This is a genomic window from Nocardia carnea, from assembly GCF_029868855.1.
In the GTDB taxonomy this organism is placed as follows: domain Bacteria; phylum Actinomycetota; class Actinomycetes; order Mycobacteriales; family Mycobacteriaceae; genus Nocardia; species Nocardia carnea_A.
Map to the genome: position 1 here is coordinate 1 of NZ_JARWOV010000025.1, position 14,631 is coordinate 14,631.

Below are 14,631 nucleotides of genomic sequence, written 5' to 3' on the forward strand. Positions count from 1 at the left end.
TGCGTGTTGGGGGGCTGGGGCGGGGGGCGGGGGGGGCGGCGCCCTCGCGGGGGGGGGGGGCCGCGCCCTCTGGCTCCCCCCCCCCCCCCCCCCCCCGTGGCCGGGGCGTCAGCGGCCGCGCCGCGCGAACGACCCGATGGCCGACGCGTCGCCGATCGCTGCGGAAAATCCGCCGCAATGGCTGCCGCGCCCCTCCCCTCGGGGCCGGTCAGACGGTGTGCAGTGCGTCCCGCAGCACCGAGACGGCCTGGGCGACCGCGGCCTTGGCGGCCTCGGTGCCGTGCATCGAGTTGACCATGACGAAGTCGTGGACGATCCCGCCGTAACGGGTCTGGATCACCGGTACTCCCGCGTCCCGGAGTTTGCCCGCGAACGCTTCACCCTCGTCGCGCAACACATCGGCCTCAGCGGTGATCACCAGTGCGGGCGGCAACCCGGTGAGCTGCTCGCGGGTGGCCCGTAGCGGGGATGCGGTGATCTGTGCGCGATCGGCTGCGCTGGTCGTGTACTGGTCCCAGAACCATTGCATGCCCTCGCGGGTGAGGAAATAGCCCTCGGCGAACTGCCGGTAGGAGCCGGTATCGAAGGCGGCATCGGTGACCGGATAGAAAAGAACCTGCTGGACGAAGGAGATATCGCCGCGTTCCTTGGCCATCAGTGTCAGCGCGATGGCCATATTGCCGCCTACGGAATCGCCCGCGACGGCCATCCGCGCCGGATCCAGCCCCTTGTCCGCGCCGTGCTCGCGCACCCACTGGGTCACCCGGTAGGACTGTTCGTTGGCGACCGGATAACGCACGTCGGGGGAGCGGTCGTATTCCGGGAAGACGACGGCCGCGCCGACCCCGACGGCGAGGTCGCGCACCAGCCGGTCGTGGGTGTGGGCGTCGCCGAAAACCCATCCCGCGCCGTGGGTGTAGACGATCACGGGCAGCGGGCCGGAAGTGCCGGGCGGGGTGACGATCCGCGCGCGTACCGAGCCGGTGGGTCCGCCTTCCACGGTGATCCACTCCTCGTCGACCTCGGGCTTGTCGATGGGCGCATCCTGGACCGAATCCACCGCCTTCCGCCCTTCTTCCGGCGGCAATTGGTAGAGGAACGGAGGTTGTGAGGTCGCGTCGACGAACTCCTGGGCGGCCTGCTCCAGGGAGATGTTGTGCGGATTGCCGGTCATTGTCGGTCTACCTTTCGAGAGTGGGTCGGGTGTGGTGCGGTGCCGGGGGAGGGGAGCTCAGGCGATTTCGCCGAGTGCGCCGGTGATGACCCGGACGACCTCGTCGGGATGGGTGTGCATGACCAGATGCGGCGCATCGATCTCCACGACCTCCCGTAGCGCGGCACGCCGATACCCGAATCGCTCGACCTCGGGATTGATGGTGTGGTCGGCCGCGGAGACAATGCCCCAGCCCGGCGTGGTCTTCCAGGCCGCGACAGCGGCGGGCTCACCGAAGGCGGCCGCCGACAGCGGCCGCTGGGAGACCGCCAGGGCCTGTGCAGTCAGGGGGTCGAGGCCCGCCGCGAAAACGGCCGGGAAGGCCGCGGGATCTACCCATACATCGGTGCCCGATTGGCCGGCCCCGGTGGAATAGGGCGTGTAGACGAGGTGCGCGGCCAGATCGGAATCCGGGAACCCGCCCTGCAATTGTCCGAGACTCTCGCCTTCTTCCAGCGCGTAACCGGAGACGTAGACCAGCCCGGCGACATTGTCCGACACTCCGGCGACCGTGATGACCGCGCCGCCGTAGGAGTGCCCGGCCAGCAGCACCGGGCCGTCGATCCGCTCGACGAAGGACGCTACGTAGGCCGCGTCGGCGGCCAGACTACGCCCGGCCACCGGAGGCGCGGCGACCCGATGGCCGGCCGCCAGCAACCGTTCGGTGACCGGCTGCCAGCTGGACGCGTCGGCGAACGCGCCGTGAACGAGAACGATGGTCGGTGCGGGGGACATCGGAAGCTCTTCTCTGTCGCTGTCGGCGGCGCCGTTCAGGGCGCCCGACAACAGCATCGTCGGGGCAACCTCGTTCGCGCCCCCCGTTACCGGCCGTGAAACCCCCCGATCAGGACGCGGCGGCGGATATCACGTCCGCGGTGGGCCTGCCCGTCCCGGTGGAGCGGAACCGCTGCTGATATTTGCGCGGTGAGATACCGAGCCGGGCCACGAACGCCCGCCGCAGCGCTTCGCTGTTGCCGTAACCGGCCGCCATCGCGGCCTCGGTCACGCTGTGGCCCGCGTGCAACAAATCGCGCGCGACGCCGAATCGGATGAAGGCGACGTACTCGGCGGGTGAGTGCTGGAGTTCGGCGCGGAACAGCCGGGTGAGGTGCCGGATGCTGACTCCGGCGTGGTCGGCGAGTGTCGCGACGGTATGCGAGTACGCGGGGTCCGCACAGATCAGATCGACCACCTTGCGCACCAGCGGACTGCGGGCCACTGGCCCGTTCAGTGATGCCGAGAACTGTGATTGGCCGCCGGCGCGCTGCATGTAGACCACCATCAGCTGGGCGACCCTGCGGGCGATATCCGCGCCGTGGTCCTCCTCGACGATCGCCAGGGCGAGGTCGATTCCCGCCGCGACACCGGCCGAGCTGTACAGATTGCCGTCCCGCACGAAGATCGCATCGGGTTCCACCACGGCGGCGGGGTAGCGACGGGTGAGGTCGGCGGCGAACTTCCAATGCGTGGTCGCGCGGCGGCCGTCCAGGAAGCCGAGCTCGGCGAGCACGAAGGCGCCGCTGCAGATCGAGGCGATGCGCCGGGAATGCCAGGCCAGGTGCCGTGCGGCCGCGGTCACCTCGGGTGTGACGAATGTCGAGGGCGGCAGTTCGCTGCCGGGGATCACGACGGTGTCGAACCGGCCCGCGTCGGCGGCCGCCGCGCTCACCTCGATACGCGCGCCGATCGAGGTCTGCACACCCTTGCCGTCGGGCGAGACCAGCACCACCTCGTATCCGGATATCGCCTGGTTGGCCTCGACGAACACTTCCGCCGGGCCCACGAAGTCGAGCGCTTTCACGCCGTCGAAGACCAGGATGCAGATACGCCTGGGGGGTGCTTCCCCACTGTCGGAGACCATGGCGAGAGTATTATGGAGCCACGCCTCCAGAACAAGCGGTGTGGGGGATCTCGCAGGACGATTGGTACGGTGAGCGAATGGGACGGCCACGACAGTTCGACGAGCCGCGCCTGTTGGACGCCGCTACAGAACTGTTCTGGTCGCGGGGATTCGACGATACGTCGGTGGGGGATGTCTCGGCGGCGACCGGTGTCGGCAACGGCAGTATCTATGCCGCGTACGGCAGCAAGCGGGGACTGTTCCTCGCGGCCTTCGAGGGCTACTGCGATCGGCGCGCCCGATTCGTACGCGATGTCGTGGTCGCCGCCCCCGGCTCCGCCCGCGACGCGATCCGCGCATTACTGCGCGCGGTGATCGACGATTGTGCCGCGCAACCGGATCGGCGCGGATGCCTGATGCTCAACAGCATCGCCCAGCTGGGGCAGCGGATACCGGAGGTCCTCGTCATCGGCCGGCGGACGACAGCGGCCATGGAACAGGGTGTGGCCGACGGGCTGGCCACTCGCCGGGATGCCGGCATCGATCCGGCCTCTCTCTCGGCGCACAGTGCGGGTGTTGTGGTGATGGCCCAGGGACTCATCCAGCTCAGCCGCCTCGGGACACCCACCGAGCGCCTACGAGAAATCGCCGACCTGTCCGGCGAATCGCTGCTGGGCGCCTCGGTCGGATAACCGCTCGACCGGCATGCCGGGATCGGGTGGGCGCCGGTGTTTTCGCCGTGCACGCAGGCAACCACGGGGTGTGCCGGGTCCGCAGGGGCCGAGCACACCCCGGCTTACCGGTTCAGGCGCTGTCCTCCCGCGCCAGTAGTGTCAGGATCGCCGCGGCCATAGTGGCCGGATCGCCGTCCTCCGGACGTAACACCAGGGCAGGGGTCTCGGGCGCCTCGTACGGGTCGTCGATACCGGTGAACCCCCGGACCTCGCCCGCCCGCGCCTTCGCGTACAGGCCCTTGGGGTCACGCGCCTCGCATACCTCGAGCGGAGTGTCGACAAAGATCTCCAGGAACGGGATACCGGCGGCCGCGTGTACCGCGCGTGCCCGTTCCCGGTCGTCGCGATAAGGGCTGATCAGCGAAACGATCGCGACAGTGCCCGATTCGGCGAACAATCGTGCCACCTCGCCGACCCGGCGGATGTTCTCGGTCCGGTCGGCAGCGGTGAAGCCCAGATCGGCGTTGAGACCGTGCCGCAGGTTGTCACCGTCGAGCAGGAACGCCGGCCGTCCGGCCGCCACCAGACGCCGTTCGAGCTCCACGGCCACCGAGGACTTACCCGATCCGGAGAGGCCGGTCAGCCAGACGGTGAGGCCCCGGGTGGCGCGCTCGGTCCGGCCGACCGCACTGGAATGCCAGACCACCCGCGAGGAGGGCAGGCTGGGTCCGGTGATCATCCCGCCACCGACGGTATCGCCGGTGGTCTCGTCGATGAGCAGGAAACTGCCGGTGGTCCGGTTGCGCCGGTAGGAATCGAACTGCAGCGCCTGGCGGGTGCGCAACTGGACCCGGCCGATCTCGTTGAGCGCGAGTACGGTCGCGTTCTCGTCGCGGTGCAGGGTGTTCACATCGAGGCGGTAGTCGAGCGAACGGATCTCGGCGGGCACGCTGCGTGTTGTGTGCCGGACGGTGTAGCTCGTGCCCGGGCGCATCTCGGTTTCGTCGCTGAACCAGCAGACCATCGCGTCCAGATCGCGGCCGGCATGCGGCCGGTTCGCGGGCCGGCACAGCATATCGCCGCGGCCGATATCGAGTTGGTCGGCGAGCGTGACCGTCACCGCCTGGGGCGGGAACGCCTCGGTGAGCGGAACCCCGCCGGGGCCCCAGATACCGGTCACCGTCGTGGTGAGACCGGACGGCAGGACCGTGATCTCGTCCCCCGCGGCCCAGACACCGCTGGCGACGGTACCGGCGTAGCCGCGAAAATCCGGTGTGTGGCTGCGGATCACGTACTGCACCGGCAGCCGGGCGTCGATGAGGTTGCGGTCCGAGGCGATATGTACCTCCTCGAGATGGTGCAGCAGCGGAGTGCCCTCGTACCACTCCATGCTGGTGCTGCGGTGCACGATATTGTCGCCGTGTAACGCCGACATCGGGATGAAGGTCAGATCCGCGATGTTCAGCCGCGACGCGAAACCGGCGAATTCCTCCCGGATCTCGGCGAACCGGTCCGCCGACCACCCCACCAGATCCATCTTGTTGACACACAGCACCAGATGCGGGACACCGAGCAGTGAGGCCAGGAAGGCATGGCGGCGGGTCTGTTCCACCACGCCGTACCGGGCGTCGACCAGGATCAGCGCCAGATCGGCGGTGGAAGCGCCGGTGACCATGTTCCGGGTGTACTGCACATGACCCGGAGTGTCGGCGATGATGAATTTGCGGCGGGGCGTGGCGAAATAGCGGTGGGCGACATCGATGGTGATGCCCTGTTCCCGTTCCGCGCGGAGACCATCGGTGAGCAGGGCGAGGTTCGGATAGTCCTCGCCGCGGTCGCGGCTGGTGCGCTCCACCGCGTCGAGCTGATCGGTGAACAGGGTTTTGGAATCGAACAGCAGCCGGCCGATCAGGGTCGATTTCCCGTCGTCGACGCTACCCGCCGTGGCCAGGCGCAGCAGGGTGCCCATCAGAAGTAACCCTCTCGTTTGCGATCTTCCATACCGGCCTCGGAGATCCGGTCGTCGGCGCGGGTCGCACCGCGTTCGGTGACCCGGGCGGTGGCGACCTCGTCCACCACTTCGGCCGGTGTCGCTGCGGTGGATTCCACACAGCCGGTGCAGGTGGCATCGCCCACGGTGCGGAAGCGGACCAGGGCCTCCCGTGGTTCCTCACCGTCGAGCAGCGTCAGGAACCGGGTGTGGGCCAGCAGCATCCCGTCGCGCTGGACCACCGGGCGGTGATGGGCGTAGTACAGCGACGGCAGCTCGATACCTTCGGCCGCGATATAGCTCCAGATATCGAGCTCGGTCCAGTTGGACAGCGGGAAGACCCGGATATGTTCGCCCGGACGATGTTTGCCGTTGTAGAGATTCCACAGCTCCGGGCGCTGCCGGCGCGGATCCCACTGGCCGTACTCGTCGCGGAAACTGAAGACCCGTTCCTTGGCGCGGGCCTTCTCCTCGTCTCGGCGGGCGCCGCCGAAGACGGCGTCGAACCGGCCCTCGCGCACACTGCGCAGCAGGGTGGCGGTCTGCAACCGGTTGCGACTGGCCCGGGGGCCGGTGTCCTCGGTGACCCGGCCGGCATCGATATCGTCCTGGACCCGGCCGACGAGCAGCCGTAGGCCGTGTTTCGCGACGACTTCGTCGCGGTAGGCGATCACCTCGTCGAAGTTGTGGCCGGTGTCGATGTGCAGGATCGGGAACGGTACCGGGGCCGGCCAGAACGCTTTGGTGGCCAGATGCAGCATCACCACCGAGTCCTTGCCGCCGGAGAACAGGAGAACGGGGCGTTCGAAGGTTGCGGCCACCTCCCGCAGGATGTGGACCGATTCGGCCTCGAGTGCGGCTTGGTGCGAGAGCTCGTAGGTGCCCGCCGCCGACTTCGTGTGCTGGCTCACGCTTAAAAACTAGAACACGTTTCTATGAACGGTCAATGGTGTTGTGGCCGCTGCCCACCCGCGGCCGCGGTGACCGCATCGGCCGCAGCGACCAGAGCGGTGCCGCGACGGGCGATTTCGGCCCCGGTGATCGAGGTGCCCACGTACATGGTGAGCACCAGTTGCTGGCGGCCGTCCGCGTCGTAGGTCGGCGCGGCCAGCAGGCTCACCGGATGCTCCTTACGCGGTCGCAGATCCGCCCCGAGATACACCCGCTCGCCGAGCGTGGTCACCAGTTCCGCGACCGCGGTGCGCAGCTCATCGGGCATTTCGTGGCCGCCGACCCCGGCCAGCATGGAGTACAGTTGCCGGCCCGCGCCGGTCATGCTCTCCACCAGATAGCCGCGCTCGCGGCATTCCGCCACGAGGCGGCGCAGCCGGGTCTCGTCCTGGTTGAGGGGGACCGTCGGCGGGGTCGCGAGCCAGGCGTCGAAGGCGGCGTCGCTGTCCCACAGCACGTACATCAGGCCGACCGGCGGTGCAAAACGATAGGTCGCTCCGACCCGCACCATGGCCGGGCCCGCGCTGTCCAGGACGCTGATCCGTTCGCCGACCACGGCGGACGCGGTGCAGGTGGTGGCATATTTCGCGCTTAGTCGTTCCAGTTCCGGGTGGGCGAGGCCGGCGATGGCGAAACTGTCCTGGGCGACCCGGCCCGCGGCGATGAGCGCGGGGCCCGGACCGTAGTCGCGGGTGCGCGGGTCGCGGGTGAGGTAGCCGGCGGCGGTGAGTTCGGTGAGGATGCCCAGGCAGGTCGGTTTGGCGAGGTCCAGGTCGCGGGCGATTTCCGAGAGCCCGGCGCGGCGTCCGCCCCGCGCGGTGAGGTAGTCGATCACCTGGATCACGCGCTGGGTGGGCGCCGAACGACGCCCCACTTCACGCACCTCCGCCGGGCCCGCTGCCATTGACCACTCCTAGAACAGGTTCTAATCTTCTCGATATAAGAATGTACCAGGGCGGTACATATATGGAACACCGGGAGTATCGTGCTGACTCAGCCGTTCGCGGACGCGATCGCCGCCGCCGAGGAAATCATCAAGAGTGCCCCGCATATCCGCACCGAACAGGATCTGGCCGAGGGCTACGACTACCTGGCCGGCAGTATCCGGGCCGCCATCCAGATGTCGTGGGCCTTCGAGAAGGACTTCCCGTTCTTCGTGAGCTCCACCGGGCCCTATACGAAGATGGGCCTGGACAACCCGGACACCCTCTACTGGCACGCCAATCTGCGCCCCGACGCGGAATACGTGGTCACCGGGACCCGCGGCACCACCCGGGACCTGAGCTTCCAGGTACTCAACGGCAACTACTCGCCGACCGAGGTGCCCGGCGGGGAAACCGCCTTCGACGACCGCTCCATCGATATCGCGGCCGACGGCACCTATGAACTGACGCTGGGACCCGGCACCGGCGGCCGCAACCATATCCAGCTCGCCGCCGATTCGACCATGCTCGCGGTGCGCGAGGTCTTCGGCGATTGGGCGAACGAGAAGGCCGGTACCGTCCGGATCCGCCGGGTCGAGACCGCCGGCACGGCGCCACCCGCGATCACCACCGATCTGATGGCCAAACGGTACGAAGTCGCCGGGAAGATGCTGGTCTCCCGGCTGAAGACCTTCCTGGCCTTCCCCGAGTGGTTCTATCTGAACCTGCCGGTCAACACCATGACCGAACCGCGGCGCACGCCCGGCGGACTGTCCACGCAGTTCTCCTCGGTCGGGCACTACGAACTCACCGGCGATCAGGTCATGATCCTGACCGTGCCGAAATCCGACGCTCCCTACCAGGGCTTCCAGCTCGGCAGTATGTGGTACCTGTCGCTGGACTACATCAACCACCAGACCAGCCTCAACGCCGACCAGGCGCAGGTGGACCCGGACGGCATGATCCGGCTGGTGATCAGCGAACGCGACCCCGGCCTGGTCAACTGGATCGAACGCACCGGCCACGACCGCGCCTATCTGCAGTTCCGCTGGCAGCGGCTGTCCCGCGAACTGAAACCCGAAGACGGGCCGACAGTGGAACTCGTATCGTTCGACGAACTGCCGGACCGGCTGCCCTACTACCAGGAGTCCCGGATCACCCCGCAGGACTGGCAGGCCCGGATCGCCGGCCGGCAGGCCGCGGTGGCGGAAAGGATGCTGGGCTGATGTTGCTGCGCGACAAAGTGGTCGTCGTCTCGGGTATCGGCCCCGGACTCGGCCAGGCCATCGCGGTGCAGAGCGCGAAGGCCGGCGCGAAAGTGGTGCTCGCCTCGCGTACCGAGAAACGGTTGCGCAAGGTCGCCGCCGAAATCGAGGAACTGGGCGGACGCGCGCTGGTGGTGCCCACCGATATCACCGACGACACGGCGGCACAGGAACTCGTACGGGCCACCCAGGACGAATTCGGCCGGGTGGACGCACTGGTGAACAACGCGTTCGCCATGCCGCCGATGGCCGACCTCGCCGATGTGGCGATCGACGACCTGCGCGCCAGTTTCGAAACCAACGTCTTCGCCGCACTACGCCTGACCCGACTGTTCGCGCCGGCCCTCGCCGAACGCAACGGGTCCGTGGTGATGATCAACTCGGCGGTCCTGCGGCACTCCCGGCAACCCTACGGCCCGTACAAGATGACCAAGACCACGTTGCTGGCACTGGCGCAGAGCCTGGCCACCGAGCTGGGACCCCGGGGTATCCGGGTGAATTCGGTGGCGCCGGGCTGGATCTGGGCCGACACCCTGAAATGGTATTTCGACTATCTGGCCAAGGAACGCGGGATCACGGCCGAGGAGGTCTACACGGAGACCGCCGCCGATATCGATCTGCGCCGGCTGCCCGAACCCGACGAAATCGCCGACGCCGTCGTCTTCTTCGCCTCCGAGATGTCCCGGGCCATCACCGGGACCTGTCTCGACGTCAACTGCGGCGAATTCCACCACTGAGGAGAAACCAGAAAATGATCGGCAGGGAAGACGTCGGCACGATCGACGATCTGCACGCCTCGGCCACCAAGGTGATCGGCCTGGACGATTTCGGCGCCGACGACTACCGCACCGGACTGTCGGTACTGCTGGAATCGTTCGAACGCGATGCCGAACTCACCCCGTTCGGCAACAAGGTCAACCGGGCGTTCCTGCGCGGCGCGCTCATCGCCCGCGCGTTGAGCGAAGCCGGCTGGAAACAGTATCCGCAGCACGCCGAGGTCGCGATCGAACGCCCGATCTTCGTCACCGGGCTTCCGCGCTCGGGCACCACGGCCGTGCATCGGCTGCTCACCGCCGATCCCGGACACCAGGGTCTGGAGATGTGGCTCACCGAGATGCCGCAGCCGCGCCCGCCGCGGGAGACCTGGGAGCAGAACCCGGTGTTCCAGCGCCTGCAGGCGGCCTACGAAAAGCACCACGTCGAGCATCCCGAGTTCATGGGCGTGCACCATATCTCGGCCGATCAGGTGGAGGAGTGCTGGCAGCTACTGCGGCAGTCGGCGATGTCGATCTCCTACGAATGCCTGGCCTACCTGCCGCGTTACTCCGAATGGCTGCGCGACCAGGACTGGACCCCTGCCTACGAACGCCACCGCCGGAATCTGCAGCTGATCGGGCTCAACGATCCGGGGCGCCGGTGGGTACTGAAGAATCCGAGCCATCTGTTCGCGCTCGACGCTCTGCTGGCCGTGTACCCCGATGCGCTGATCATCCAGATGCACCGGCAGCCGCGCACCATCGTGGCCTCGGTGTGCAGCCTGAACGAACAGGCCACGGACGGCTGGTCGGAGAAGTTCCGCGGTCCGGTGGTGGGGCAGGCGCAGCTCGAGCTGTGGTCGCGGGGTGCGCGGACGTTCCTCGCCGATCGGGCGAAACATCCCGCCGCGCAATTCTGCGATGTGTACTACGAGGATTTCGTCACCGACCCGCTCGCCACCGTCGAACGGATCTACGCGCATTTCGGAATCGAATTCACCGAGGCGGCACGCACACAGATGGCCGATCTGCACGGTGAATCCACCTCGGGCGCCGCCCGTCCCGCGCACAAGTACGCGCTGGCCGATTTCGGGCTCACTGCAGACCAGGTCGACGACGCGTTCGCTCCCTACCTGGCCCGGCACTATCCGGGCGGTAGCCGCAACTAGCCGAGTGCCGGACAGTGGGAGCCGGACCGGCACTCACTGTCCGGACATCCCGGCCGGGCTCAGGGCACCGCCCGGCTGCGCTGCTCGACCCGGCGATGTTGCGTGACGGGCCGCCGTATCTTCGCGCCCGAGTCTCAGGGCTGGCCGGGTTTCAGCACGATGAACAGGCCGTGGGCCTCGGCGCAGAGCAGGTCACCGTCGTGCAGGGTGGCCTTGATCCATACCTTGCGCCCCTCCTGCCGTTCGCCCCAGGCGTGCAGCTGCAGTTCCTTGTTCAGGGGCGTGATCGCCCGATAGTCGACGGTGAGTGAGGCCGTCCGGGTGACCGACCCGGAATACAGCGAACCGGCCAGACCCATCAGATCGTCGAAGCCCAGCGAGACGTATCCGCCGTGCGCCGCCGCGTTCCCGCCCAGATGGAAGGTCCGGTAGGTGATCCGGGCCCGGACACCGTCCGGTTTCGCGCGGTCCACGCGGTAGGGCGGCAGGGTCACATTGCCCCGCGACGGCAGGTCGAACCGAGTCCAGCCGGGCGCGTCCCATTCCTCGTGCACGTGGGTGGCGAGCCGGTCGTTGAGCTTTTCCAGGATGCCGGCCGCTTCCTGCACCAGATCGTCCGGCGGTACCGCCAGCCGCGCCCGGTCCATGAGGGTGCGGACCTGTTCGACGAAATCGCCGTAGTGGGGACCGCCGCGGCTGGTATCCACCGACCGGATCTGGTTCATCAGCTCCGACATCGGCCGGAACCCGCCTTCGTGATGCTCCGCGCTGGGGAGTGCGTTCCCGGCCTCGTCTTCGCTCATGAGAACACGTTATCGTTCGGGCTCGTGGCTGCGGCAGGCCGGGCCACTCCCGCCCGCCGGCGCACCGGCCGTTCTCGTGCTGCTCGAGCCGCGTAGGCTGCCCGGCAACGGTTGCCGGCGTACCTCTTCGCCGGGCGGCCGGCGCCCGTTCGTGGGAGGATTTCCCGACGGGGTGATACGCACGCGGGGCGGTCGGCTCGGGCCGCCGGGAGGACGACAGATGCCGACGACGCCACTGACCCAGCAGAACTTCCAGACGGTCGTGGCCGCCAACCATATTGTGCTGGTGGACTTCTGGGCGACCTGGTGCGGTTGGTGCACCCGATTCGCGCCGGTCTACGAGGCGTCCTCCGAAACACATCGCGATATCGTGCACGCCACGGTCGAGGCCGAGGCCGAACCCGCGCTGGCGGCGGCCGGGCAGGTCGACCGCTACCCGTGGATCATGGCATTCCGCGAAGGCACCCTGGTGCATTCGCAGGCCGGGTTCCTGCCCGCCGACCAGCTCGAGGAACTGGTCCAGCAGATCCGGTGGATGGATATGGAGACCTTCCGGCGCGAACACGGACAGCCGTCCCGCGGGGCGACGGTCCCGGCCGCGGCGGAATCCACGGCCGGCCGGGCCGGGCCCGCACCCGGGCCCCAGTCCTACGGCTGGCCCGGTCTGCGGCCCGCGTGAACGGCACACTCGAACCGGGTGCGGTATTCGCCGGCTACCGCATCGAACGGCTCCTCGGAACAGGCGGCATGGGACAGGTGTATCTGGCCCGCGACCGTGATCTGCCGCGTTCGGTCGCCCTGAAACTGCTGCACCCGGTCGCCGGGAACGATCAGGAGATCCGGGCCCGTTTTCTGCGCGAGGCCGATACCGTCGCGCGGCTCGCTCACCCGAATATCGTCGCCGTCTACGCTCGCGGGGAAGAACAGAACCGCCTCTGGATGGCGATGCAGTACATCGAGGGCACCGATGCCGCAGACGTCCTGCGTGACGGACCCGTCCGGCCCGACCACGCCGTGCGGATCATCGAAGAAACCGCGCGCGCCCTCGACCACGCGCATACCGCCGGAATCCTGCACCGCGATGTGAAACCCGCGAACATCCTGCTGGCCTGGGGCGAACACCAGCGCGTGTATCTCTCTGATTTCGGCATCGCCAAAGCACTCGACCGTTCCGGCGGGCTCACCCGCACCGGCGAGCTGTACGCGAGCTTCCACTACGCCGCGCCCGAATACTTCGAGATGCGACCCGATATCGATCGCCGTGCGGATGTGTACTCGCTGGGCTGCACGCTGTTCTACCTGCTTACCGGTCGATTGCCATACCCGGCGACCACCACCGGCGCACTGATCAACGCCCACCTCAATGCCCCGGTGCCGCGGCCGTCCGCGACCGATCCCCGGCTACCCCGCGGTTTCGACGGGGTGATCGCCAAGGCCATGGCGAAGAACCCGTACGAGCGTTTCGCCGACTGCGGTGGACTGGCGCTGGCCGCGCGCCGGGCGCTCACCGCACCGGCGGTCACCATGCCGGCGACCCTGTCCGTACCGCCGGCCGCGCCGCCCGCGCCGCCTCCGCCGCGCCTCCGCAGGCGGGTGCTGATCCCACTCGCCGCAGTGGTCGCCGTGGCGGTATTCGGTACGGCGGCCTGGCTCACCGGGTTCTCGCGCACCGGCGCCGCCGGCCCCGGCAGTCCACCGGCTCCCCCCGCGAATGCGAAAGCCGCCGCCGAACAGGCCGCCTGCGCCTACAGCACTCTTGTCGGCACCTACGACTACGCGGACCCGGCAGGCTGGGAACAGCAAGTGCAGGCCGGCGCCACCGGACAGTGGAAGAGTCAGGCCGAAACCGTCCTGCCGATGGCCCGGGTGCTCATCTCCTCCGATCCGGAGCATTCCCGGGTCGACGAGGCGACCTGCGTGGCGACGATGAGCGCGAATGACACCCGCGCCGAGGTCCGGGTACAGCTCACGACCCTCAACGCCGAACCCGGTGCCGCCGAGACACCCAGGGAACTCTCGGTGTCCACCGTGATGGAACTCGTCGACGGCCGGTGGCTGTGCAGCGTGTTCAATGCGCCGTTCCTGCCGGGGTGATCCGCTGTGAGGGTTTGCACACCGCTGGAACGGGGCATCGTCGATAGCGTCCGGTTCGCTACGCATAAGCTGGCCGGGCTGCACGATGGAGGTAAGTCTTGACGGTCGAGGTACTGGCCGACCCGGAACCGGGCGGGTCGTGGCAGGGCGGGCAACAGCCGGTCCGGCCGGCTCCACCGGTATCGATGATCGAGCGGATGACATTGATCCTGGACGCGTTCGCGCCTGCCACACCGGTGCTCACGCTGCACGATCTGGTGGAGCGCACCGGCTTGCCCCGGTCCACGGTGCACCGCATCCTCGATCAGATGATCCGGTTGCGCTGGCTCGCGCATTCGCCCGGGGGTTATCGCCTCGGCCTGCGCACGCTGGAACTGGGCGGACTGGCGGCCGGGCACAACGAACTGCGCGCAGTGATCGGTCCGCTACTGCACGAACTGTGCCAGCGGACCGCCTCGGTGGGACATCTCGGTGTCCTGGACGGCCGGGACGTGGTGTACCTGGACAAAACCGGTGGCCGTAACAGCGCCACCGTCCCCACCCGGGTCGGCGGCCGGTTGCCCGCGCACAGCACCGCCCTCGGTAAAGCGCTACTGGCCAGCCTGGATCCCGGCGTCGTGGAAACCTCGCTGCGGGAACAGCTTCCCCGGCTCACCGCCCGTACGATCGGGGACCGGCTGGAACTGCACCGGGAACTGGCCCGGATCCGCAGCCGCCAGGGGGTGGCCGTGGACAACGAGGAGGCGGTCACCGGAATCGGCTGTGTAGCAGTACCCGTGCGACGCCGGGGAGTGGCGGTGGCGGCCCTGTCGCTCGCCACGCGGATCGGTGCCGGACGCCCCGTCGTGGACACCGGCCTCCAAGCCCGGCAACTGGGTGCGCTGGCGGCCGAAGCGGGCCGGCTGCTCTCCCGCGAGTGAGGCCCGGAACCGTGCGGAACAGCCGCCACCCGCG

The 14,631-nt window shown here is 68.4% G+C and carries 14 protein-coding genes; 7 read left to right on the forward strand and 7 right to left on the reverse strand.

Translation table 11 applies throughout. The annotated features are described in order from the left end of the window. Positions 1-208: 208 nt before the first annotated feature. Genes QH195_RS01800 through QH195_RS01810 form a run of 3 tightly spaced genes read right to left on the reverse strand, consistent with a single transcriptional unit; the run spans position 209 to position 3,074 of the window. Positions 209-1,174, reverse strand: a complete 966-nt coding sequence (locus tag QH195_RS01800) for an alpha/beta hydrolase (protein ID WP_280434098.1) — start codon at positions 1,172-1,174, stop codon at positions 209-211. Between the two features lie 57 nt (positions 1,175-1,231). Next, positions 1,232-2,005, reverse strand: coding sequence for an alpha/beta fold hydrolase (locus QH195_RS01805; protein WP_280434099.1), 774 nt, complete (start codon positions 2,003-2,005; stop codon positions 1,232-1,234). A gap of 52 nt (positions 2,006-2,057) precedes the next feature. Further along, on the reverse strand, positions 2,058-3,074 hold the full coding sequence (locus QH195_RS01810; RefSeq protein ID WP_280434100.1) for a GlxA family transcriptional regulator: 1,017 nt from the start codon (positions 3,072-3,074) through the stop codon (positions 2,058-2,060). A 77-nt stretch (positions 3,075-3,151) separates the two neighbouring features. On the opposite strand from QH195_RS01810, the gene QH195_RS01815 reads away from it, so the two are divergent. Further along, positions 3,152-3,745, forward strand: a complete 594-nt coding sequence (locus QH195_RS01815; RefSeq protein ID WP_280434101.1) for a TetR/AcrR family transcriptional regulator — start codon at positions 3,152-3,154, stop codon at positions 3,743-3,745. 112 nt (positions 3,746-3,857) lie between these two features. On the opposite strand, the gene cysC is transcribed toward QH195_RS01815, so the two are convergent. Genes cysC through QH195_RS01830 form a run of 3 tightly spaced genes read right to left on the reverse strand, consistent with a single transcriptional unit; the run spans position 3,858 to position 7,572 of the window. After that, complete coding sequence (gene cysC, locus QH195_RS01820; protein WP_280434102.1) at positions 3,858-5,696, reverse strand: adenylyl-sulfate kinase; 1,839 nt, start codon at positions 5,694-5,696, stop codon at positions 3,858-3,860. Beyond that, positions 5,696-6,628 carry a sulfate adenylyltransferase subunit CysD gene (gene cysD, locus QH195_RS01825; protein ID WP_280423008.1) on the reverse strand — a complete coding sequence of 311 codons (933 nt, stop codon included), beginning with the start codon at positions 6,626-6,628 and terminating at the stop codon, positions 5,696-5,698. Before cysD ends, cysC begins: the two co-directional genes overlap by 1 nt. A 32-nt stretch (positions 6,629-6,660) precedes the next feature. After that, positions 6,661-7,572, reverse strand: coding sequence for a helix-turn-helix domain-containing protein (locus tag QH195_RS01830; RefSeq protein ID WP_280423007.1), 912 nt, complete (start codon positions 7,570-7,572; stop codon positions 6,661-6,663). A gap of 81 nt (positions 7,573-7,653) precedes the next feature. On the opposite strand from QH195_RS01830, the gene QH195_RS01835 reads away from it, so the two are divergent. The 3 genes from QH195_RS01835 to QH195_RS01845 are packed head-to-tail and all read left to right on the forward strand — an operon-like array spanning position 7,654 to position 10,780. After that, a complete protein-coding gene (locus QH195_RS01835) occupies positions 7,654-8,817 on the forward strand; it encodes a hypothetical protein (RefSeq protein WP_280434103.1) in 1,164 nt (387 codons plus the stop codon). Further along, entirely contained in the window at positions 8,817-9,593 is a 777-nt protein-coding gene (locus QH195_RS01840) for an SDR family oxidoreductase (protein WP_280423005.1), read from the forward strand. The genes QH195_RS01835 and QH195_RS01840 overlap by 1 nt, the downstream gene beginning before the upstream one ends. 14 nt (positions 9,594-9,607) lie before the next feature. Then, positions 9,608-10,780 carry a sulfotransferase family protein gene (locus QH195_RS01845; RefSeq protein ID WP_280434104.1) on the forward strand — a complete coding sequence of 391 codons (1,173 nt, stop codon included), beginning with the start codon at positions 9,608-9,610 and terminating at the stop codon, positions 10,778-10,780. Between the two features lie 134 nt (positions 10,781-10,914). Here the strand turns inward: QH195_RS01845 and QH195_RS01850 are convergent, their stop codons facing one another. Beyond that, on the reverse strand, positions 10,915-11,583 hold the full coding sequence (locus tag QH195_RS01850) for a PaaI family thioesterase (protein ID WP_280434105.1): 669 nt from the start codon (positions 11,581-11,583) through the stop codon (positions 10,915-10,917). A gap of 220 nt (positions 11,584-11,803) precedes the next feature. Between QH195_RS01850 and QH195_RS01855 the strand changes: the two genes are divergently transcribed. The 3 genes from QH195_RS01855 (at position 11,804) to QH195_RS01865 (ending at position 14,597) form a co-directional block, all read left to right on the forward strand. Beyond that, complete coding sequence (locus QH195_RS01855) at positions 11,804-12,262, forward strand: thioredoxin family protein (protein ID WP_348536862.1); 459 nt, start codon at positions 11,804-11,806, stop codon at positions 12,260-12,262. Further along, entirely contained in the window at positions 12,259-13,677 is a 1,419-nt protein-coding gene (locus QH195_RS01860; RefSeq protein ID WP_280434106.1) for a serine/threonine-protein kinase, read from the forward strand. Before QH195_RS01855 ends, QH195_RS01860 begins: the two co-directional genes overlap by 4 nt. A gap of 98 nt (positions 13,678-13,775) precedes the next feature. Continuing rightward, on the forward strand, positions 13,776-14,597 hold the full coding sequence (locus QH195_RS01865) for an IclR family transcriptional regulator (RefSeq protein ID WP_280423001.1): 822 nt from the start codon (positions 13,776-13,778) through the stop codon (positions 14,595-14,597). The last annotated feature ends 34 nt before the right edge of the window (positions 14,598-14,631 follow it).

What these genes read in the sequence shown, in the direction of transcription:
- QH195_RS01800 (WP_280434098.1), bottom strand. Translation starts at nt 1,174, where the DNA reads ATGACCGGCAATCCGCACAACATCTCCCTGGAGCAGGCCGCCCAGGAG.
- QH195_RS01805 (WP_280434099.1), bottom strand. Translation starts at nt 2,005, where the DNA reads ATGCTGTTGTCGGGCGCCCTGAACGGCGCCGCCGACAGCGACAGAGAA.
- QH195_RS01810 (WP_280434100.1), bottom strand. Translation starts at nt 3,074, where the DNA reads ATGGTCTCCGACAGTGGGGAAGCACCCCCCAGGCGTATCTGCATCCTG.
- QH195_RS01815 (WP_280434101.1), top strand. Translation starts at nt 3,152, where the DNA reads ATGGGACGGCCACGACAGTTCGACGAGCCGCGCCTGTTGGACGCCGCT.
- cysC (WP_280434102.1), bottom strand. Translation starts at nt 5,696, where the DNA reads ATGGGCACCCTGCTGCGCCTGGCCACGGCGGGTAGCGTCGACGACGGG.
- QH195_RS01830 (WP_280423007.1), bottom strand. Translation starts at nt 7,572, where the DNA reads ATGGCAGCGGGCCCGGCGGAGGTGCGTGAAGTGGGGCGTCGTTCGGCG.
- QH195_RS01840 (WP_280423005.1), top strand. Translation starts at nt 8,817, where the DNA reads ATGTTGCTGCGCGACAAAGTGGTCGTCGTCTCGGGTATCGGCCCCGGA.
- QH195_RS01845 (WP_280434104.1), top strand. Translation starts at nt 9,608, where the DNA reads ATGATCGGCAGGGAAGACGTCGGCACGATCGACGATCTGCACGCCTCG.
- QH195_RS01850 (WP_280434105.1), bottom strand. Translation starts at nt 11,583, where the DNA reads ATGAGCGAAGACGAGGCCGGGAACGCACTCCCCAGCGCGGAGCATCAC.
- QH195_RS01855 (WP_348536862.1), top strand. Translation starts at nt 11,804, where the DNA reads ATGCCGACGACGCCACTGACCCAGCAGAACTTCCAGACGGTCGTGGCC.